Source organism: Streptomyces sp. NPDC026062, from assembly GCF_055568375.1.
Genome location: NZ_JBVHOQ010000047.1, coordinates 7,515 through 26,542, shown reverse-complemented (window position 1 = coordinate 26,542; position 19,028 = coordinate 7,515). Strand labels below are relative to the sequence as shown.

Here is a 19,028-nt window from a genome sequence, read left to right as displayed (position 1 = left end):
AACCGGACAGATGGAGAATAGCCATACCGTCCGGATGAGCCGGGATTGACGGGTCTCAGGTGGCGTCTGCGTCGAACGGCGGGTGATCGGTCTTCGTGGGCTGCTCACGCTTCTTGAGCAGGTCGGGGGCGCCCGGCGAGCCGTTTGCCGCGGTGACCGAGGCACCGCCCGACACAGCGCTCTTCGCCTCGACGGCGGGAGTCTCGCGCCCGTTCACCGCGTCGGTGACCTCGGCGACCTCCTTGCGGAGGTCGAAGCTCTCGCGGATCTCCTTCAGCCCGAGATCGTCCTTGCCGTCCATGAGCTGCTTGCGGACGAACGTCTTCGGGTTCAGGTCCTCGAACTCGAAGTCCTTGAACTCCGGGCCGAGCTCCGTGCGGATGTCTTCCTTGGCACTCTCCGAGAACTCCCGGATCTTGCGGATGAAGCGCGAGGCGTCCTGGATGACCTTGGGAAGCTTGTCCGGGCCGAAGATGAGCACGCCGATGACGGCGAGCGTCACCAGCTCGAGTGCACCTATGTCATTGAACACCTTGCGGCTCCTCGTGTTCTCCGCGACCAGGTCGGATGAGGTCCGGACCCGGCCCACGGTACCCGGCGAAACTGTCCGGACGGTAGCTCCCCATGGCCATCACGTGCCCGTTGCCGAACCGAGCGTCAAAGTCATGGACAGGTCTTTACCTCCGCGGGTCAGCGTGAGCTTCAGCTGATCGCCCGGCCGGTGCGAGCGGATCTTCACTATCAGCTCCTCACCGCTGTGCACCCGCCTGCCGTTCACTTCGGTGATGACGTCCCCCGGCCGGATGCCCGCCTTCGCCCCGGGTCCTCCCTCGGTGACGGAGGACTTGCCGTCGGCGCCCTCGGCCCCGACCTTGGCACCGTCCCCGGTGTACTTCATGTCGAGGCTCACCCCGATCACCGGATGGGTGGCCTTCCCGGTGTTGATGAGCTCCTCGGCGACGCGCTTGCCCTGGTTGATCGGGATGGCGAAGCCGAGACCGATGGAGCCGGCCTGGCCGCCCTCGGTCGTCGAACCGCTGTCCGCGGCGCGGATGGCGCTGTTGATCCCGATCACGTGCGCGTCGGTGTCCACCAGCGGGCCGCCGGAGTTGCCCGGGTTGATCGGGGCGTCGGTCTGGAGCGCGTCGACGTAACTGATGTCACTGCCGTCGCCCTTCTCGCCGCCCGCGGTGATCGGCCGGTCCTTGGCGCTGATGATGCCGGACGTGACGGTGTTGGACAGGTCGAAGGGGGCGCCGATGGCCACCACCGGGTCCCCGACCTGCACGTTGTCGGAGTTGCCCAGGGGCAGGGGCTTCAGCCCCGAGACGCCGCTGACCTTGACCACGGCCAGGTCGTAGCCGCTGTCCTTGCCGATGATCTCGGCGCTCGCCGTCTCGCCGCCGCTGAACGTCACGGTGATCTCGCCGGAGGAACCGGCCGGGGCGACCACGTGATTGTTGGTCAGGATGTGGCCCTGGTCGTCGAGGACGAAGCCGGTGCCGGTGCCCGATTCGGTGCTGCCGCTGACATGCAGGGTGACCACGCTGGGCAGGGCGCTCGCCGCGATGCCCGCGACGCTGTCGGGGGCGCGTCCGCCTCCGTTGCGCTCGTCCTGGTTCAGCTCGACCTGGTGGAAGCCACCGTTGCGCTCTATGTAGGCGCCGATGCCGCCGCCGACGCCGCCTGCCACCAGGGCCAGGAGCAGTGCGCCGACGAGGACCGGCCCGCGCCGGTTCCTGCGGCGTCCCTCGGGGCCGGCCGGGGGTCCGGGGTGCGTGATGAGCGGCTGCCGGGGCGCGCCCCAGGGGTCGTACTGGAGCCACTGCGGAGACGGGGAGTGGGGCTGCGCCTGAGGGTGGGCGGCGGTCCGGCCCGGGATCTGCGGATGCGCCGGCGGCGCGGGCGGAGTCCCGTACGCGGGGGCGGGAGCGGGCAGGGCCGCCATCCCGGAACCGTTCGTCCCCGCGTAGGCCGGGGGGACGGGGGTGCCGTGCGCCGGGGTCGGCCGCTGCACGGGCGGTGCGGGCGCCCAGGGGCCGGGACCGCCGTAGGGCGGTGTGCCGTACGGGTCGGGCTCGTGGAGCGGCTGCGCGGCCTGCGGCGCGGGGGCCGGGGCCTCGGTCGGCGGGGTCTGTGCTGCTGCCGCGGCCCCGGGTGCCTCGGCCGGGGCCTCGTGCGCCACGGCCGCAGGTGCGTCGCTCACAGCCGGAGCGTCTGCCTGGACTCCTGCCGGAGCGTCCGTCGGGACATCTGCCGGAGCGTCTGCCGGCGGCATCGCGTCCTCGACGGACGACGGCTCCTGCGGCGCGGTGTGCGCGCTGCGTCCCGGCGTGGGCCGGCTCCACCACTTCGCCTTCGGCTCGGTGGTCTTCCCGTCGTCCATGCTCTCCCCGCAACTGCCGCAACCGGCCTCTGCACACCCCGGCAGGGGCGTCCCTCCGGAAATCCTGCCGGAATTCAACCAGGTTTACGGATGCCCTGCGCAGCCCCGTACACAGACCTTCATCAGCGACGGGGCGAAAGCGGCAGGCCGTGATCGGCGGGGGCCGCCGCGCCGGCGGCCGTTGTGGGGGTCCGGGACGGCTCCGCGGAGGGCGGGGCGGGTTCGGCCGGGGAGAGTCCGCTGCCGAGGGCGCGCGTGAAGAGAGGGTTGCTCGCGTCGGGGCGTATCAGTGCGGGCGCGGACACGGTCGACTGGACGGGAAGGGCGAACGGGTTCCTGTTGAGGGCGTCGGCGCCGAGCAGGGAGGGCGCGGAGGAGAACGCCAGCGGCGCCGCGTTCACCGCGAGCGAGAACGGGCGGTCGGCGCCGGCCGCGGCGAGCGTGCCATGGCTGCCGCCTCCGCGCCGGCTGACGGTGCCGCTCGCCGCACGGGCCTCGGCGTCGAGCGGGGCCACGGTACGGCCCGGACCCTCGGCCCGGGTGGAGGTCTCTGTGCCGCTGTCCGTCGGCAGGGCGCCGCCGAGTGCGATGGCGGCGAGGGAAACGGCGCTGGCGGCCGCGAAGGCGAACCGGCGTCCCCGCCACGGCGAGCGCTCGGGCTCGCGGCCGACCTCATGGATCCGGAAGACGGAACCGCCGGAACCGGCGGGCAGCACGGCCGTCGAGCCGTGCAGAGCCGGAAGACAGCCGAAGCCGGGCGCCGGGGAACCGGCCGGGGCCGCCTGGGCACGGCTGCCCGAGGGCCGCATCACGGGAAAGACCCCGTCACCGAAGCGTCCTGACTCACCCGTCGGTCTTCCCCGACCGACGTCGTCACCACCGGGTCCACCGGGAAGGCCCTGGAGCCGGGCGAGGAAGCCCTCGGAGGGCGAGGGCGGGGCCGACTGCGCGAAGACACTCTTCAGGCGCCGCTGGGCGGCGGCCTCGGCCTTGCACTTGGCACAGGTCGCGAGGTGCGCGAGCACCCGGTCGCGGGCGTCGTGCTTCAGCTCGCCGTCGACAAGCGCGGCGAGGCGGTCCCCCAGGTGTTGTTCCGCGGAGGTCGGACCTGTGCCACTCACGCCGTTCCGCCCTCCCCCGAGACGAGTGCGCCCGTCAGCGAGCGCTGCTCGGCGCGGGCTTCGGGCGAACGGTGCCGCAGCGCCTTGCGCAGGTGCGAGCGCCCGCGGTGGATACGGCTGCGCACGGTGCCGAGCTTCACGCCGAGTGTCGCGGCGATCTCCTCGTACGAAAGACCCTCGATGTCACAGAGCACGACCGCGGCCCGGAATTCGGGCGCGAGGGTGTCCAGCGCCTGCTGGACGTCCGCGTCGAAGTGGGTGTCGTTGAAGACCTGCTGCGGTGACGGCTCACGGCTCGGCAGCCGCTCGGCGGCGTCGTCCCCGAGGGAGTCGAAGCGGATGCGCTGCTTGCGGCGGACCATGTCCAGGAACAGATTGGTCGTGATGCGGTGCAGCCAGCCCTCGAAGGTGCCGGGCGTGTACGTCGACAGCGAACGGAACACCCGGACGAAGACCTCCTGGGTGAGGTCCTCGGCGTCGTGCTGGTTACCCGTCAGTCGGTAGGCAAGGCGGTAGACACGACCGCTGTGCGTGCTGACGATCTCTTCCCATGAGGGCGGCGTCCACGCCTGGGAGTCCGCATCTGAGGCGAAGGTCGCGGTCGGTGCGGAGGCGTTGGAAGAACGGTCAGCAATGTTGGTCACGGATTTCGGCTCACCCGCCGACCTGAGGAAGCGCCGCAGCACTCCTCTCCGATCCACAGGCGCAGCCGCACCTCCCCTATCGGCTCTGGTGGTGTCCAGTGGAGCCCCTACCATAGCCACCTCGCCCGTTAGCTCCGTATAAGCCTTTTTCCTGCTGGGGCCGGGGATCTCCCCGGAACCTCGCCCGCCGGTCCGATGCCCGGTCCATGGGCCCGATCCACGCGCTTTCCCCCGCCCTTCCCTAACGCCCGGTCCCATCTGCGGGTTCCCGGGTGCAGCGGATACAGTCACCGTTGCGCCAACTACGGGGACAGGAGAGGGTCATCACCGCCAACCGGCAGACGAGCTGGGCGTTCGCCGACGCCTTTGTCCCCGAGGACGAAGCACTGCGCTGGGCCCGGGACCGGGCACGGGACGCGGGGCTCCGCTCGGTCTCGCCAGGCACCGGCTCCGCGCTGCGCCTGCTTGCCGCCACGACGGACGCCAAAGCGGTGGCCGAGATCGGCACCGGGACGGGCGTGTCCGGCCTCTACCTGCTGCACGGCATGCGGCCCGACGGGGTGCTGACCACGGTCGACCCGGAACCCGAACGTCAGCAGTTCGCCCGCGAGGCGTTCCGCGCGGCAGGTTTCGCCGCCAACCGGGCCCGCTTCATCCCCGGCCGGGCCCTCGACGTGCTCCCTCGGCTGGCGGACGGCGGATACGACCTCGTGTTCTGTGACGGCGACCGGCTGGAGAGCCTGGACTGCCTCGCTGAATCGTTGCGCCTGCTGAGGCCCGGTGGCCTGGTCTGTTTCGAGGGCGTCTTCGCGGACGGCCGTACGGTCGACTCCGCCGCCCAGCCCGCGGAGGTGCTGCGCCTGCGCGAGCTGCTGCGTGCGGTCCGCGAGAGCCAGGAGCTGATGCCGACGCTGCTGCCGGTGGGCGACGGTCTCCTCTGCGCGGTACGACGCGGCTGATCCCTGCGGGCGTCGGCACGGCGCCTCATCCCCCGCGGAACACCACTGCCCCGGCACGGAGACCGTGCCGGGGCAGTGGTGAAGTGTGGGCGCCTCTGTCAGCCGACGACCTTCTTGAGGGCATCGCCGAGTGCATCGGCCTCGTCCGGAGTCAGCTCCACCACAAGCCGACCGCCGCCTTCGAGCGGAACGCGCATGACGATGCCCCGCCCCTCCTTTGTCACCTCGAGCGGGCCGTCGCCCGTCCGCGGCTTCATGGCCGCCATGCTCGTTCCCCTTCCTGAAACCAGCTCATCGCAACCGGCGGCCCCATGACAGGCGCTGCCTCACCGGCATCGAACACATTGCTTCCAGGCCATTATCCCGCATCACAGACCCCGATGACCAACATCGCTCTGCATCGCTTGCGCAACGCGCTCACTCAAAACCACCCAATTCGGCGATCCGACTGCGATACTCCGTCCCCTTCCACCCCGCATCGGGGCGGAATTGTTAGACGCAGGTCACATGTTCGCCTCCGCCGAAGTCCGCCATGCTTGCCTGGACAGGCATGCTGGACAAGGCACCGAGGGGACCCGCACATGGCCGATCACGACGACACCGTGCGCTACGAAGTGAGCGACGGGCTCGCGACGATCACGATCAACCGCCCCGACGCGATGAACGCGATGAACACCGCGGCGAAGGTGGCCCTGCGCGACGCCCTGCGGTCGGCCGGCGCCGACACCGCTGTGCGGGCGGTTCTGCTCACCGCGGCCGGCGGGCGCGCCTTCTGCGTCGGCCAGGACCTCAAGGAACACCTCTCCAAGCTGGCCGAGGCCCGCGCGTCGGGCGGCGGCAACGCGCTGAGCACCGTGCAGGAGCACTACAACCCGATCGTGCGGGCGCTCACCGAGATGCCGAAGCCGGTCGTCGCCGGGGTCAACGGTGCCGCGGCCGGTGCGGGCTTCGGTTTCGCGCTCGCCTGCGACTACCGGGTCGCCGCCGACACCGCCTCGTTCAACACCTCGTTCGCCGGGGTCGCTCTCACGGCGGACTCGGGCGTCTCCTGGACACTGCCCCGGCTCATCGGCCACAGCCGCGCCGCCGATCTGCTGCTCTTCCCCCGCTCCATCTCCGCCCAGGACGCCCATGACCTGGGCATCGTGAACAAGCTGGTGCCCGCCGCCGACCTCGTCGCCGAGGCCACCGCGGTGGCCCGCGCCCTGGCGGACGGCCCGACGGTGGCGTACGCCGCGCTCAAGGAGTCGCTGGCCCACGGGGCCGGTCACACCCTGCGCGAGGCGCTGGAGAAGGAGGACGAACTCCAGACGAGGGCGGGCGCGTCGCAGGACCACGCGATCGCGGTGCAGGCGTTCCTCGACAAGGAGAAGCCGAAGTACCTCGGTCGGTAGAAGGGCCGCGGCCTAGGCGGCGGTGCCGCCGCCGCGTGCCACACAGTCCGCGAGATGGTCGTCGACCAGGCCGCACGCCTGCATCAGGGCGTAGGCCGTGGTCGGGCCGATGAACCGCAGCCCGCGCTTCTTGAGGTCCTTCGACAGTGCCGTGGACTCCGGGGTGACGGCCGCTACGTCCCCGAGGACGCGCGGCACGGGGCGGCTCGCCGGATCGGGGGCGTACGACCAGATCAGCTCGTCCAGCTCGCCGTCCTGCCAGCCGGCGAGCACCTGGGCGTTGGCGAGAGTGGCGTCGATCTTCGCCCGGTTGCGGATGATGCCCGCGTCGGCGAGGAGCCGCTCCCGGTCCGTGTCGGTGAACGCCGCCACCTTCGCGATGCCGAAGCCGGCGAACGCGGCACGGAAACCCTCCCGGCGGCGCAGGATCGTCAGCCAGGACAGACCCGACTGGAACGCCTCCAGGCACAGCCGCTCGAACAGGGCGTCGTCGCCGTGGACCGGGCGGCCCCATTCGGTGTCGTGGTAGACGAGGTAGTCCTCGGTGGACAGGCCCCAGGGGCAGCGCAGTCCGCCGTCGGGCGCCGCTTCGGCGCCGCCGCTCATCGCCCGTCCTCCTCGTCGGGGCGCGGCGCCTGGCGCTGCGGCTCCGGCTCCTCCCAGGGCGCTCGTGGCGCGTCCTCGGGCCGCTTCAGAAGATCGGGACGGCCGGCTCTCATGGCCTGGGCGCCGGCGAGCGCCGACTCCAGCTCCGCGATCCGCGCGTCCCGCTCGGCGAGCTCGGCACCGAGACGGCCCAGCGCGTCGTCCACATCGGCCATCCGGTAGCCGCGGGCGGCGACGGGCAGCCGGAGCGCCTCGACGTCCGCCCGGCCCACCGGGCGCGTCACGGGCAGCGGATCCGTCAGCTGCTCGGGCGCCACGTCCTGCAGGATGGCGCTCTTCCCTCCGCCGACCACCGCGAGGGTGACCGCGGCAACCACCACCACCATCGCGAGCAGCAAGAACCAGAACACGCGTATCTCCCCGGGAGCGGAATTCGTCCGGGTCCGATCGTGCCATGAGGTACTGACAGCCGGTGCCCCGCCCGGCGCGGTCCGCCGTACGGACAGGCGTCCGGTGCGTGTGATCGCGAGATGGCCGGAAGCCGTCGAAGGGGGCGGTGCCCTCCCCTCGCCCTCCCCTGCCTCGCAGGCCGTGGGGGACGAGCCACCAGGGCTTTCGGCCGAGGCGGCCGGCGTGCGTACCGGACGGCGCCGCGGAGCGGACCACGCCGGACGACGTACTAGGGTCGCAGTCGGTCCCGGCGGGAGATCCGCCGGGGGATTCACAGGGAGAGACACGGGATGCGAAGCGGTGCGCTCAGGCTGGGGCGGCGCGAGTTCGGGGCGCACGAGCCGGTGATCATGGCGATCGTGAACCGTACCCCGGACTCGTTCTACGACCAGGGCGCCACCTTCCACGACGAGCCCGCGCTCTCCCGGGTCGAGCAGGCCGTGGCCGACGGTGCCGCGATCATCGACATCGGCGGGGTGAAGGCAGGTCCGGGCGAGGAGGTCACCGCCGAGGAGGAGGCCCGCCGCACCGTCGGATTCGTCGCCGAGGTGCGCCGCCGCCACCCGGACGTGGTGATCAGCGTCGACACCTGGCGCCACGATGTCGGGGAGGCCGTCTGCGAGGCCGGGGCGGATCTGCTGAACGACGCGTGGGGCGGGGTCGACCCGAAGCTGGCGGAGATCGCCGCGCGGTACGGGGCGGGGCTGGTCTGCACGCACGCGGGCGGCGCCGAGCCTCGTACCCGGCCGCACCGGGCCGGGTACGAGGACGTGATGGCCGACATCCTGCGGGTGACCGTGGGGCTTGCCGAACGGGCCGTGGAGCTGGGGGTCCGGCCGGACGGAATCATGATCGACCCCGGTCACGACTTCGGGAAGAACACCCGGCACTCGCTGGAGGCGACACGACGGCTCGGCGAGATGTCGGAGACGGGGTGGCCGGTGCTGGTGTCGCTCTCCAACAAGGACTTCGTCGGCGAGACGCTCGACCGGCCGGTGAAGGAGCGGCTGCTCGGCACGCTGGCCACGACAGCGGTGTCCGCGTGGCTGGGGGCGCGGGTGTACCGGGTCCACGAGGTGGCCGAGACGCGGGACGTCCTGGACATGGTGGCGTCCATCGCGGGGCACCGGGCGCCCGCGGTCGCGCGGCGCGGGCTGGCGTAGCGGCCCGAGGGCGGTACGGGCTGGCGTAGCGGCCCGAGGGCGGTACGGGCTGGCGTAGCGGCCCGAGGGCGGTATCGGCCGGGGCCCGGCCGCGCCCCGGCCGATACCGCGCCTCAGTCGGCCGAGAGGCCGGTTCTCACCGCCCGACCTCCTTCGTCACCAGGTTCACCGCCTCATCCACGTCGTCCGTGACGTGGAACAGCAGGAGGTCCTTCGCGGAGGCCTTGCCCTGGGCCACCACGGTGTCGCGCAGCCAGTCCACCAGACCGCCCCAGTACTCCGTACCGAACAGCACGATCGGGAAGCGGGTGACCTTGCCCGTCTGGACGAGGGTCAGGGCCTCGAAGAGCTCGTCCAGGGTGCCGAGGCCGCCGGGCAGGACGACGAAGCCTTGCGCGTACTTCACAAACATCGTTTTACGGACAAAGAAGTAGCGGAAGTTGACGCCGATATCGACGTGCGGGTTGAGGCCCGACTCGAAGGGCAGCTCGATGCCGAGGCCGACCGAGACGCCCTTCGCCTCCCGCGCTCCCTTGTTCGCCGCTTCCATCGCTCCGGGGCCGCCCCCGGTGATCACCGCGAAGCCCGCGTCCACGAGCGCCCTGCCGATCCGCACGCCCGCCTCGTACTCCGGCGTACCGGCCGGTGTGCGGGCGGAGCCGAAGACGCTGATGGCGCACGGCAGTTCGGCCAGTGCGCCGAAGCCCTCGACGAACTCCGACTGGATGCGCATGACCCGCCACGGGTCGGTGTGCACCCACTCGGAGTCGCCCTCCGAGTCCAGCAGCCGCTGATCGGTGGTGCCGGGCTGCACCTGGTCCCTGCGGCGCAGCACCGGGCCGAGCCGCTGCTCCTCGGGCCTGACCGCGCCTTCGGGGATCTCCGCGCTCTCAGGAATCCGTGCGTCCTCCGGGTTGCCCATGATCTGCTCCCTACGCCGACGTCAGAGCCGCCCTGCGGCGCTCTGTCCCAGGCCAGCGTAGATCCCCGGAGGTTACGGACAGGGGAACGCCCGAGGTCAGGTCGTGAGCCAGGAGCGGAGCCGGTCCTCGCAGTGGGTGATCCGGTCGGTCCGTACGTGCTCGTCGCGCTTGTGCGCGAGGACCGGGTCGCCGGGTCCGTAGTTCACCGCGGGGACGCCGAGGCCGCCGAAGCGCGCCACGTCCGTCCAGCCGAACTTGGGCCTGGCGGTGCCTCCGACGGCGTCCATGAAGGCCTTGGCCGCCGGGTGGGAGAGGCCGGGCATGGCCGCGCCGGAGTGGTCGTCGACGATGAATTCGGCGACGCCGCAGTCCGCGAACACCTCGTGCACATGGGCGATGGCCTGCTCGGCGCTGAGGTCGGGGGCGTAGCGGTAGTTCACGACGACCGTGCAGGCGTCGGGGATGACGTTGTTGGCGACGCCGCCCTCGATCCGTACGGCGTTGAGGCCCTCGTGGTACTCCAGCCCGTCGATCACCGGCTTGCGCGGTTCGTAGGCGGCGAGCCGTTCGAGGACGGGCGCCGCCGCGTGGATGGCGTTGGACCCCATCCAGCTGCGGGCGGAGTGCGCCCGCTCGCCCTCCATGCGGAGGAAGACGCGCAGCGTGCCCTGGCAGCCGCCCTCGACCTCTCCGTTGGAGCCCTCCAGGAGCACGGCGAAGTCGGCCTTCAGCCAGTCGGGGTGGGCATCGGCGATGTGGCCCAGGCCGTTGAGTTCGGCGGCGACCTCTTCGTTGTCGTAGAAGACGAAGGTGAGGTCGCGGTTGGGCTCGGGCACGGTCGCGGCGATCCTCAGCTGGACGGCGACGCCCGACTTCATGTCGGAGCTCCCGCAGCCCCACAGCAGGCCGTCCGCGTCGAGCCTGGAAGGCACGTTGCCGGCGATCGGCACGGTGTCGATGTGACCGGCCAGTACGACGCGTTCGCCGCGGCCCAGGTGCGTCCTGGCGACGATGTTGTTGCCGTGCCGGTCGACGGTCAGGTGCGGAAGGGTCCGCAGCGCCGACTCGATGGCGTCGGCGAGGTCCTTCTCCTCCCCGCTGACCGAGGGGAAGTCGACGAGCCATGCGGTGAGCGCGGGTCCGTCCAGAGTGAGGTCAAGCGTGCTTTCGGCCATGGCTACGACCCTAGTGCCTGCCGTACGGTGGCCCCGTGCCCCGGACCGAAGCCCCCGCCCGCCGACACACCGCCCGCAGCCGCCGTCTGCGCATAGTGGCGGCCCTTGCCGTGCTCGTGGCGGTGGCCGGGTATCTGACCGTGCAGTACGTGACGGGCAGCAAGGGATCCGAGCAGTGCACCGTGCGGTCCGCCGACGGTTCGGCGGGCGAGGAGCGCACCTACCGGATGAGTACGGAGCAGGCGGCGAACGCCGCGACGATCTCCGCGGTCGGCACCACGCGCGGCATGCCGGAGCGCGCGGTGACGATCGCGCTGGCGACGGCGCTGCAGGAGTCCGGGTTGCGCAACCTCGACCACGGCGACCGGGACTCGCTGGGCCTCTTCCAGCAGCGCCCCTCGCAGGGCTGGGGCACCGAGAAGCAGATCCTGGACCCGGTCTACTCGGCCGGGAAGTTCTACCAGCACCTGGCCGAGGTGCCCGGCTACTCCCGGCTGCCGCTCACCGTGGCCGCGCAGCGCGTCCAGCGCAGCGGCTTCCCGCAGGCGTACGCGAAGCACGAGCCGGACGCCGCGCTGCTGGCCGCCGCGCTGACCGGCCGGACGCCGGCGACCCTGAACTGCGAGCCGCCGCGGAGCACGGCGGGGACGGGTGAGATGGCGAAGGTCCGGGCCGCCCTGGTGGGTTCCTTCGGCAAGGACGTACTGCCCTCGGAGAACGCGGCGGACGGGGCCGGCACGAAGACCCCGGTCGCCGCCGGTGCGCGTGCGGGCGTGCTCTCGGTGCCGGTGAACAAGGCCCTCGGATCGGACAAGGGGGGTACGCCGCAGCGCGGCTGGGAGCTCGCGCACTGGGCGGTAGCCCAGTCCGAGGCGCTCGGCATCGTCAAGGTCTCCTACGCCGGCAAGAAGTGGGAGTCGGGGTCGGGCTGGGGGACGGAGCGCAAGGAATCGGACACCGCCGCGATCCGCATACATCTCGCGCGGTAGTACGAACCGTCCCCCGCGCAGGGGGCGCTCGCCCTTGCCGCGCGGACGCCGCGCGGGCTCCCGCACACCGCCCTCCGCGCCCGTCCACCCCCTTGCGGTCAAAGGGAAGCGACGGTCGGCGGGCGGCCGAGGAACGCGTGGTCCGCCCGGGTTCCGCCGTTGCCGATTATGTGACGCGTTACCTGATCTTTACCTCGGTTCACCGCAACCTCTCCCCGCCCCGCGGCGGTTGTCATGGCGTCCGGCCCACGGACACCAGGATTCCCCACCCCGTCGAAGGAGCATCATGTCCCTCCCCCTCGCCCGTCGGATCGCCCGCACCGCACTGCTGATCGCGGCGGGTGCGGCCCCCGTGGTCGGTGCGGCCGGTGTCGCAGGTGCCGCTCCGCTCCCGCAGGCCCCGGAGCTCGGCGGTCTCACCTCCGTCGAGGGCGCCGACCTCGGCAAGGCCGTCGACGCGGCGAAGCCGGCCACCGACGCCGCGAGCGAGGCCGGCGGCAAGGTCGTCGGAACCACGCTGCCGGTCGCGGCCAAGACCCTCGGCGAGACGGGCGCCAAGGCCGCCCCCGCGGCGAAGGGCGTCGGCAAGACCGCCGACGGCGGCGCGACCGACACCCTCGGCAAGGCGACCGGCGCCGTGACCAAGGGCGGCCTCGGCGGTCTGCCCACCCAGGGCCTGCCGATCGGCTGATCCGCACCACGGCGGTAAAGACGCGCGAGGGCCTCGGGAGTGCGCACTCCCGAGGCCCTCGCGCGTGTATGTCCTGCTCGCGGCTCAGCCCAGTCGCTTGACCGCGGCCGCCACGCGTTCGTCGGTCGCCGTGAACGCGACACGTACGAAACGGTCGCCCGCCGGCCCGTAGAAGTCGCCGGGCGCCACCAGGATGCCCAGCTCCGCCAGGTACGCCACGGTGTCCCAGCAGGGCTCGTCGCGGGTGGCCCACAGGTAGAGGCTCGCCTCGCTGTGCTCGATCCGGAAGCCATGGGCCTCCAGGGCCGTACGCAGGGCCGCGCGCCGGTCCGCGTACCGCGTACGCTGCTCCGCCACGTGCGTGTCGTCGCCGAGCGCCGCGACGGTCGCCGCCTGGACGGGGGCGGGCGTCATCATCCCGCCGTGCTTGCGGATCAGCAGCAGCTCGCTCAGTACGGCCGCGTCGCCCGCGATGAAGGCGGCGCGGTAGCCGGCCAGGTTGGAGCGCTTGGAGAGCGAGTGGACGACGACGATGCCCTCGTACGTACCGCCGCAGACGTCCGGGTGGAGCACGGAGACCGGCTCGGCCTCCCAGCCCAGCTCCAGGTAGCACTCGTCACTGAAGACGAGCACGTCGTGCGCGCGCGCCCAGGCGACGATCCGGATGAGCTCGTCCTTGGCCAGGACCCGGCCGGTCGGGTTGGACGGCGAGTTGAGCCAGAGCAGCTTGAGGCCGGCCGGGTCGAGCTCGGTCGGGTCGTCGTACGCGACGGGCTCGGCGCCGCAGAGCCGGGCGCCGACCTCGTACGTCGGGTAGGCGAGCCGCGGGTAGGCGACCTTGTCGCCGGCGCCGAGGCCCAGCTGGGTCGGCAGCCAGGCCACCAGTTCCTTGGAGCCGACGACGGGCAGCACGTTCTCGTGGGCCACCGAGACCGCGCCCAGCCGGCGCTCCACCCAGCCGGTGAGGGCGTCACGCAGTGCGGCCGTCCCCCAGACCGTCGGATAGCCGGGGCTGTCCGCGGCGGCGACGAGCGCCTGCTGGATCAGCTCGGGCACCGGGTCGACGGGCGTGCCGACGGACAGGTCCACGATGCCGTCCGGGTGGCTCTCGGCCGTCGACTTGTAGGGCGCGAGCCTGTCCCAGGGAAAGACCGGGAGGCGGGAGGAGACTGCGGACACGGATCTCTGCTTTCTCGTACGGAGGTTCACGCGAGTGACACGGCGACCGTTCCCGAGGGGGAAACACCTCGGTCCCGCACGGTGACGAGCCGTACGGGACCGGGGTGACGCACGTGCCTGGACGCTGCTACTGGTTCTGCGGCGGCAGTGCGGCGATAAACGCGTGGTCGCGCTCGATCAGACCCAGCTTGGAGGCACCACCCGGCGACCCGAGGTCGTCGAAGAACTCGACGTTCGCCTTGTAGTAGTCCTTCCACTCCTCCGGGGTGTCGTCCTCGTAGAAGATCGCTTCGACCGGACAGACCGGCTCGCAGGCTCCACAGTCGACGCACTCGTCCGGGTGGATGTACAAGGACCGCTGGCCCTCATAGATACAGTCGACGGGGCACTCTTCGATGCAGGCCTTGTCCTTTACGTCGACACAAGGCTGCGCGATGACGTAGGTCACGCTGTCGTTCCTCCTCGGTAGGGCGTTGGCTCTCGCGCGGGAGCGCGGCGTCGTCGATGCCCGCACCTAGTATCTCCGTTCCGGGGCACGATCCGAACAGGAGGGGCGGACAGAGCTGTGGAATTCACCATGGGCGGACGGCTGGAAGTCCGAATTGCACCGGCTGACGTGGGTAAACGAGTATCAGTCCGACGCCTGACCGAGGATGGCCCCCAGGGTCCGAAATTCACCGACACGGTCGGTGTTCTCACATCTTGGAACACAGGTGTGCTCTCCGTCACACCCAAGAACGGTGAGTCCGTCCGGATCCCCGAAACGGCGCTGGTGGCCGGCAAGATCGTACCGGCCGCCCCGGCCCGCCGGCGCGGCCCCTCGGCCTCCTTCGCCGAACTCGCCCCCGTCTACGCACGCGCCTGGCAGCCCGTGGAGAGCGAGCCGCTGGGCGGCTGGCTGCTGCGCGCGGCCGGTGGTTTCACCCGCCGCGCCAACTCCGTCCTTCCGCTGGGCGATCCGGGTATGCCGCTCGGCGCGGCGCTCGGGCGGATCGGGCAGTGGTACGAGGACCGCGGTCTGCCCGCCCGCATCCAGGCCGCGACCGGCGCCGAGGGCACGCAGGAGGAGCTGTGCGCGGCGCTGGAGGGTCACGGCTGGCGGCGCGAGGTGACCGCGGAGGTGCGGATCGCCGCGCTGGCCCCGATCGGCGATCTGGCGGCCGAGGTCTCACGGGTGCGGCTGAGCCGCGCGGTGGACGACGTGTGGTTCTCCCGCTACCAGCGCGTCGGGACGCCGGGCCCGCACGTGGCGGCGGTGCTGAACAGCGGCCCCTCGGTGTGGTTCGCGACTGTGCCGGGCGAGTCCGGCGACAGCGCGCCCGCCGCGATCGGGCGGTGCGTGGTGGACGGGCGGTGGGCCGGCTTCCTGGCTGTCGAGGTGGCTCCGGAGCACCGCCGCAAGGGGCTTGCCACCATGGTGATGACGGCGCTGGCCCGGCAGGCGATGGACGAGGGCGCGTCCGCCGCCTGGCTCCAGGTGGAGGCGGATAACGACGGCGCCCGTGCGCTGTACGACGGCATGGGCTTCGCGACGCACCACCGGTACCACCACTTCGGGGCGGCATAGCGCGATGACGCCCGGGAGCCATGACAGGGACGAGCCGCGCCGGCGGTTCGCCGAGGAGGCGCGGGCGGAGCGGCCCGATCTGGCGCTGCTCTGTCTGCTGCTGGGCGCGGAGGCCGATCCCGCGCTGGACGCGGCCGGGACCGACGCGGCCCAGATCGAACTGGACCGGCTCGCCGGACTGCTGCCGTACGGGCTGTGCGGCGGCCGCGCCTGGGCCTCGGCGCTGGCCGAACTGCTGGGCGAACGATGCGGGTTCGCTGGCTCGTCGGCGGACTACGAGCGACTGGATTCGTCGCTGCTGCACCAGGTGCTGCGGCGGCGGCGTGGGCTGCCGATCCTGCTGTCGGTGGTGTGGATCGAGGTGGCGCGGAGGGCGGGTGCTCCGGTGTACGGGGTGGCGCTGCCGGGTCATTTCGTGGTCGGTTTCGGGGATCCGGCGGAGCGGGTGCTGGCCGATCCGTTCGCCGGCGGGCGGCCGCTGACGGATGAGGACGCGGAGCTGCTGGTGGCGGATGCGACCGGGGAGCCGTTGGAGCCGTGGATGCTGGTGCCGGCGCGACCGCTGGAGATCGTGCTGCGGATCCTGAACAACATCCGGGCGTGGGCGGTGTCCCGCCCGGAACACAACAGCGTGGCGCTGTGGGCGGTGGAGCTGTCGCTGCTCCTGCCGTCGCACCCGGCCAGGCTGCGTTACGAGCGGGCCCAGCTGCTGGTCCAGGGCGGGGAGTTCCTGCGTGGGGCGGCGGAGATGGACGAGTACGCGCAGGTGATCGAGGGCATCGACCCGGCCACCGCCGAGGCGGTGCGCCGGAGTGCGCGGGCGGCCAGGGCAATGCTCAACTGACGGCCGCGCTCACACCGGGGCGACGCCCAACCGACCACCGCACTCACACCGGGGCGACGCCCGCCCGCCTCACCGTGTGCAGCAGGTACTCCTTCCGGTCGAGCGGATTGTGGTCCGTGCGGGAGCGGCGCGGGACGGTGCCGGCGACGGGGCGGTGGGTGTCGAACAACGTCTCCAGCAGCCCTTCGCCCCGGGTGAGACCGGGGAGCCGTTGCTGGAGTTCGTGCACCCGGGAGGCGGGGATCTCACCCTCCAGTACGCAGCGGGCACCGTCGACGGACGGGGGGCCCGGGACGGCCCGCAGATGGGCGAGGACCGGCAGGAGCGGCCCGAGCGTGTCCGTCGGGAGCTCCAGCCGGAAGCGGTGCATCGGCTCGTACACCGTGGTGCCGGCCTGCTGGAGGGCGGCCATCAGCACCAGCGGGGTCAGATTGCGGAAGTCCCCGGCCGTGCTCGACATGGACTTGTCGAACACCGCGTGCGAGTGGCTCTGCCGGGGCCAGTAGCCGGAGTGCGTCATCGTGACCGTGCAGTCGGTGACACGCCATCCGTACAGTCCCTGTCCGAGTGTCTCGACGACGGTTTCCTCGACGGCTCTCATCAGGGAGTACGGCATCGAGCCGAGCTCCACCTCCAACCGGTAGGAGACACCGCTGCCGGGCGGGGCCGGGTCGACGCGCAGTCCGACGGTGGCGAGAAAGGGATTGTCGTCCTTGTCGATGATCTCGAACGCGGCTCCGGTTCCGGACGGCTTTTCCAGGCAGATGGTCGTGGTTCCGCGGAAACCGACATCGATTCCGAATTCGTCAGCGAGCGTTGCCCGGATTACCTCCTTCTGCATTTCGCCGTAGAGCGATACGGAGATTTCCTCGCGGATGTCGTCCTGCCTCAGGTTGATCAACGGATCCTGTTCGGCGAGTTGCGCGAGTGCGAAATGCAGTTCCCCCCGGGAGACGGGCGGGGCCGCCACCACCACGGATTCCAGTGTGGGCGGGGCGAAGTGGTGCCCGGTGGCCGCCGCACGGACATCGCCGACCGCGTCGCCGATCCGGATGTCTCCGAGTCCCCGGAGCTTCGCGATCTGCCCCGGACCGGCCGACGCGGCCTCGGCGTCCGCGCCGTCGGCGAAGACCCGGATGCCGGTCACCTTGCCCTCGGACACATCGCCCGGCCCGTGGCCGAACGTCAGCCGGTCGCGGGTGCGTACGGTCCCCGAGAACATCCGGGCCCAGGCCAGCTTCTCACCGGCCCGGCCGCGTTCGACCTTGAAGACGGTGCCGGAGACCGGCCCCTCCGCCTCGCCGCCGGCCGCGGGCAGCAACTCCCTGATCCCGCCGGTCAGTGCGGTGATACCGGCGCCGGTGACGGCGGAGCCGAAGTACACGGGGTGGACGAGTGCCTGCCCGGTCTGCGCCGCCAGTTCCGCGCGGAGCCGGGCGGGTGCGAGCCCCTCGCCGCCCTCGACGTACGCGGCCAGCAGGGCGTCGTCGTGCTCGGTGAGCACGTCGGTGAGCCTGCCGGTGAGACGGGGGTCGTCGTCGGCGTACGGCACGCTGCGGGCATCGCGGGTGCCGATCCCGGTGACGGCCGGTCCCATCGCGACCGCGTACGGCGTGAGCTTCTCCGCGATTTCGCGCAGCACCTGCGCGTACCCGGCTCCGGCCCGGTCGGTCTTGTTCACGAAGACGAGCGTGGGAATGCGCAGGCGCTGGAGCGTCCGCATCAGTACGCGGGTCCGGGCCTGGACGCCCTCCACGGCGGAGATGACCAGGACCGCGCCGTCGAGCACGCTCAGCACCCGCTCCACCTCGGCGATGAAGTCCGGGTGGCCGGGCGTGTCGATCAGGTTGACGGTGACATCGTCGAGGGCGAACGAGACGACCGCGGACTTGATCGTGATGCCGCGCTGCCGTTCGAGGGCGAGGGAATCGGTCTGTGTGTTCCCGTCGTCGACGCGGCCGATCTCGTCGATGATTCCGGCGGTGTGAAGCAGCCGCTCGGTCAGGCTCGTCTTACCGGCGTCGACATGCGCCAGAATGCCAAGATTCAGCGTGTGCACAGAACTCCATGTTCTCAGGGGTGAGGTGAATTCCCGTCGAGACGAACATGTGAGATCGGCGCATCGATATCTCCTGGTTCTGTCGGCTGTTGCCGCGAGTACAACAGCGGGCCGGACGGCGGTGCAACTCATTTACGGGATGCCGCGAGTGCGGCCGCGCGGTGAGACCCCGTCAGCGAACGAGGGATACGGCGGGGGCCAAACCTCTCCCCGGCGCGGCGTGCCGTCCAACGGGTGATTATCCGTTCTCCGCCACTCGATGAGCCCATGCCGTAGCTCGAATGCGGGCTTCTCCGATGGCGCGCTCCGGACTCCGGGCTGACGGTGGTTCACGTAGCCACTGCGCCACTCCGAGTCGATACTCCATCACTCTTCGCAGTCGCGACGAAAGGAAACGTGTTCAGATGCGCTCTGCCCGCACACTGTTCGCTTCGGCCGCCGTCACAGCGGTCCTCACGATCACGGCCCCCTCCGCCTACGCCATGACGGCCGGCGACTGGGAGCACGACAGCGGCTCGTCCTCCAGCAGCGAGGACGGTGGCTGGAAGAAGGACAAGCCCAACGGTGGCGTCCACACCGGCGGCGGCGCCCTGGCGTCGACGGTCACCGGCGACGAGCACGGCAAGTCGGACGACGAGGGCTGGAAGAAGGACAAGCCCCACGGTGGCGTGCACACCGGCGGCGGCGCCCTGGCGATGACGGTCGCCAAGGAATGGCAGCCCGGCAACGACGAAGAGGGCGGCTCCTCCGACTGGAAGAAGGACAAGCCCAACGGCGGCGTCCACACCGGCGGCGGCGCCCTGGCGATGACGGTCGCCAAGGAATGGCAGCCCGGCAACGACGAAGAGGGCGGCTCCTCCGACTGGAAGAAGGACAAG

At 71.4% G+C, this 19,028-nt stretch carries 20 protein-coding genes; 8 read left to right on the top strand and 12 right to left on the bottom strand.

All coding sequences use genetic code 11. The features are described 5' to 3' along the window. Positions 1–55: 55 nt before the first annotated feature. The 4 genes from ACZ4LX_RS32090 to sigE form a co-directional block, all read right to left on the bottom strand. Positions 56–532, bottom strand: a complete 477-nt coding sequence (locus tag ACZ4LX_RS32090) for a sec-independent translocase (RefSeq protein ID WP_467650429.1) — start codon at positions 530–532, stop codon at positions 56–58. A gap of 99 nt (positions 533–631) precedes the next feature. Then, positions 632–2,386, bottom strand: coding sequence for a S1C family serine protease (locus ACZ4LX_RS32085; protein WP_467650428.1), 1,755 nt, complete (start codon positions 2,384–2,386; stop codon positions 632–634). Positions 2,387–2,508: 122 nt separating this feature from the next. Further along, on the bottom strand, positions 2,509–3,507 hold the full coding sequence (locus ACZ4LX_RS32080) for a zf-HC2 domain-containing protein (protein ID WP_467650427.1): 999 nt from the start codon (positions 3,505–3,507) through the stop codon (positions 2,509–2,511). Continuing rightward, positions 3,504–4,265 carry an RNA polymerase sigma factor SigE gene (gene sigE, locus ACZ4LX_RS32075; protein ID WP_467650459.1) on the bottom strand — a complete coding sequence of 254 codons (762 nt, stop codon included), beginning with the start codon at positions 4,263–4,265 and terminating at the stop codon, positions 3,504–3,506. Before sigE ends, ACZ4LX_RS32080 begins: the two co-directional genes overlap by 4 nt. Positions 4,266–4,444: 179 nt before the next feature. Between sigE and ACZ4LX_RS32070 the strand changes: the two genes are divergently transcribed. Further along, entirely contained in the window at positions 4,445–5,110 is a 666-nt protein-coding gene (locus ACZ4LX_RS32070; RefSeq protein WP_467650426.1) for an O-methyltransferase, read from the top strand. Positions 5,111–5,208: 98 nt separating this feature from the next. Here the strand turns inward: ACZ4LX_RS32070 and ACZ4LX_RS32065 are convergent, their stop codons facing one another. After that, positions 5,209–5,376 (bottom strand): DUF3117 domain-containing protein, encoded by a 168-nt coding sequence (locus tag ACZ4LX_RS32065; RefSeq protein WP_003966491.1) that lies wholly within the window; start codon positions 5,374–5,376, stop codon positions 5,209–5,211. 315 nt (positions 5,377–5,691) lie between these two features. Here ACZ4LX_RS32065 and chcB point away from each other — a divergent pair, with 315 nt between their 5' ends. Then, positions 5,692–6,504, top strand: a complete 813-nt coding sequence (gene chcB / locus ACZ4LX_RS32060; protein ID WP_467650425.1) for a 2-cyclohexenylcarbonyl CoA isomerase — start codon at positions 5,692–5,694, stop codon at positions 6,502–6,504. A 12-nt stretch (positions 6,505–6,516) separates the two neighbouring features. Here the strand turns inward: chcB and ACZ4LX_RS32055 are convergent, their stop codons facing one another. After that, positions 6,517–7,110, bottom strand: a complete 594-nt coding sequence (locus ACZ4LX_RS32055; RefSeq protein ID WP_467650424.1) for a DNA-3-methyladenine glycosylase I — start codon at positions 7,108–7,110, stop codon at positions 6,517–6,519. Then, entirely contained in the window at positions 7,107–7,520 is a 414-nt protein-coding gene (locus ACZ4LX_RS32050) for a hypothetical protein (protein ID WP_467650423.1), read from the bottom strand. The genes ACZ4LX_RS32055 and ACZ4LX_RS32050 overlap by 4 nt, the downstream gene beginning before the upstream one ends. Before the next feature lie 330 nt (positions 7,521–7,850). Between ACZ4LX_RS32050 and folP the strand changes: the two genes are divergently transcribed. Beyond that, positions 7,851–8,723 (top strand): dihydropteroate synthase, encoded by an 873-nt coding sequence (gene folP / locus ACZ4LX_RS32045; RefSeq protein ID WP_467650422.1) that lies wholly within the window; start codon positions 7,851–7,853, stop codon positions 8,721–8,723. A gap of 136 nt (positions 8,724–8,859) precedes the next feature. On the opposite strand, the gene ACZ4LX_RS32040 is transcribed toward folP, so the two are convergent. Further along, on the bottom strand, positions 8,860–9,645 hold the full coding sequence (locus tag ACZ4LX_RS32040) for an LOG family protein (RefSeq protein ID WP_467650421.1): 786 nt from the start codon (positions 9,643–9,645) through the stop codon (positions 8,860–8,862). A gap of 96 nt (positions 9,646–9,741) precedes the next feature. Further along, positions 9,742–10,821 (bottom strand): succinyl-diaminopimelate desuccinylase, encoded by a 1,080-nt coding sequence (dapE, locus tag ACZ4LX_RS32035; RefSeq protein WP_467650420.1) that lies wholly within the window; start codon positions 10,819–10,821, stop codon positions 9,742–9,744. 35 nt (positions 10,822–10,856) lie between these two features. On the opposite strand from dapE, the gene ACZ4LX_RS32030 reads away from it, so the two are divergent. Further along, the gene (locus ACZ4LX_RS32030) at positions 10,857–11,810 is read left to right on the top strand and encodes a hypothetical protein (RefSeq protein ID WP_467650418.1); all 954 of its coding nucleotides are present in this window, start codon (positions 10,857–10,859) and stop codon (positions 11,808–11,810) included. 286 nt (positions 11,811–12,096) lie between these two features. Beyond that, on the top strand, positions 12,097–12,501 hold the full coding sequence (locus tag ACZ4LX_RS32025; RefSeq protein WP_467650417.1) for an ATP-binding protein: 405 nt from the start codon (positions 12,097–12,099) through the stop codon (positions 12,499–12,501). An 84-nt stretch (positions 12,502–12,585) separates the two neighbouring features. Here ACZ4LX_RS32025 and dapC read toward each other — a convergent pair whose 3' ends face one another. Together dapC and fdxA are read right to left on the bottom strand one after the other, a co-directional pair. Next, positions 12,586–13,680, bottom strand: a complete 1,095-nt coding sequence (gene dapC / locus ACZ4LX_RS32020) for a succinyldiaminopimelate transaminase (RefSeq protein WP_467650415.1) — start codon at positions 13,678–13,680, stop codon at positions 12,586–12,588. 127 nt (positions 13,681–13,807) lie between these two features. Continuing rightward, on the bottom strand, positions 13,808–14,128 hold the full coding sequence (fdxA, locus tag ACZ4LX_RS32015; protein WP_018956287.1) for a ferredoxin: 321 nt from the start codon (positions 14,126–14,128) through the stop codon (positions 13,808–13,810). A gap of 117 nt (positions 14,129–14,245) precedes the next feature. On the opposite strand from fdxA, the gene ACZ4LX_RS32010 reads away from it, so the two are divergent. Both ACZ4LX_RS32010 and ACZ4LX_RS32005 read left to right on the top strand, forming a co-directional pair. Beyond that, positions 14,246–15,247, top strand: coding sequence for a GNAT family N-acetyltransferase (locus ACZ4LX_RS32010; RefSeq protein ID WP_467650413.1), 1,002 nt, complete (start codon positions 14,246–14,248; stop codon positions 15,245–15,247). Between the two features lie 4 nt (positions 15,248–15,251). Next, a complete protein-coding gene (locus tag ACZ4LX_RS32005) occupies positions 15,252–16,091 on the top strand; it encodes a transglutaminase family protein (RefSeq protein WP_467650412.1) in 840 nt (279 codons plus the stop codon). A gap of 43 nt (positions 16,092–16,134) precedes the next feature. Here ACZ4LX_RS32005 and ACZ4LX_RS32000 read toward each other — a convergent pair whose 3' ends face one another. Continuing rightward, the gene (locus ACZ4LX_RS32000) at positions 16,135–18,150 is read right to left on the bottom strand and encodes a GTP-binding protein (RefSeq protein WP_467650411.1); all 2,016 of its coding nucleotides are present in this window, start codon (positions 18,148–18,150) and stop codon (positions 16,135–16,137) included. Between the two features lie 404 nt (positions 18,151–18,554). Between ACZ4LX_RS32000 and ACZ4LX_RS31995 the strand changes: the two genes are divergently transcribed. After that, the coding region (locus ACZ4LX_RS31995; RefSeq protein ID WP_467721335.1) for a hypothetical protein at positions 18,555–19,028 on the top strand (474 nt) is incomplete at its 3' end.

What these genes read in the sequence shown, in the direction of transcription:
- chcB (WP_467650425.1), top strand. Translation starts at nt 5,692, where the DNA reads ATGGCCGATCACGACGACACCGTGCGCTACGAAGTGAGCGACGGGCTC.
- dapE (WP_467650420.1), bottom strand. Translation starts at nt 10,821, where the DNA reads ATGGCCGAAAGCACGCTTGACCTCACTCTGGACGGACCCGCGCTCACC.
- sigE (WP_467650459.1), bottom strand. Translation starts at nt 4,265, where the DNA reads ATGGTAGGGGCTCCACTGGACACCACCAGAGCCGATAGGGGAGGTGCG.
- ACZ4LX_RS32065 (WP_003966491.1), bottom strand. Translation starts at nt 5,376, where the DNA reads ATGGCGGCCATGAAGCCGCGGACGGGCGACGGCCCGCTCGAGGTGACA.
- ACZ4LX_RS32005 (WP_467650412.1), top strand. Translation starts at nt 15,252, where the DNA reads ATGACGCCCGGGAGCCATGACAGGGACGAGCCGCGCCGGCGGTTCGCC.
- ACZ4LX_RS32025 (WP_467650417.1), top strand. Translation starts at nt 12,097, where the DNA reads ATGTCCCTCCCCCTCGCCCGTCGGATCGCCCGCACCGCACTGCTGATC.
- ACZ4LX_RS32055 (WP_467650424.1), bottom strand. Translation starts at nt 7,110, where the DNA reads ATGAGCGGCGGCGCCGAAGCGGCGCCCGACGGCGGACTGCGCTGCCCC.
- folP (WP_467650422.1), top strand. Translation starts at nt 7,851, where the DNA reads ATGCGAAGCGGTGCGCTCAGGCTGGGGCGGCGCGAGTTCGGGGCGCAC.
- ACZ4LX_RS32040 (WP_467650421.1), bottom strand. Translation starts at nt 9,645, where the DNA reads ATGGGCAACCCGGAGGACGCACGGATTCCTGAGAGCGCGGAGATCCCC.
- ACZ4LX_RS32085 (WP_467650428.1), bottom strand. Translation starts at nt 2,386, where the DNA reads ATGGACGACGGGAAGACCACCGAGCCGAAGGCGAAGTGGTGGAGCCGG.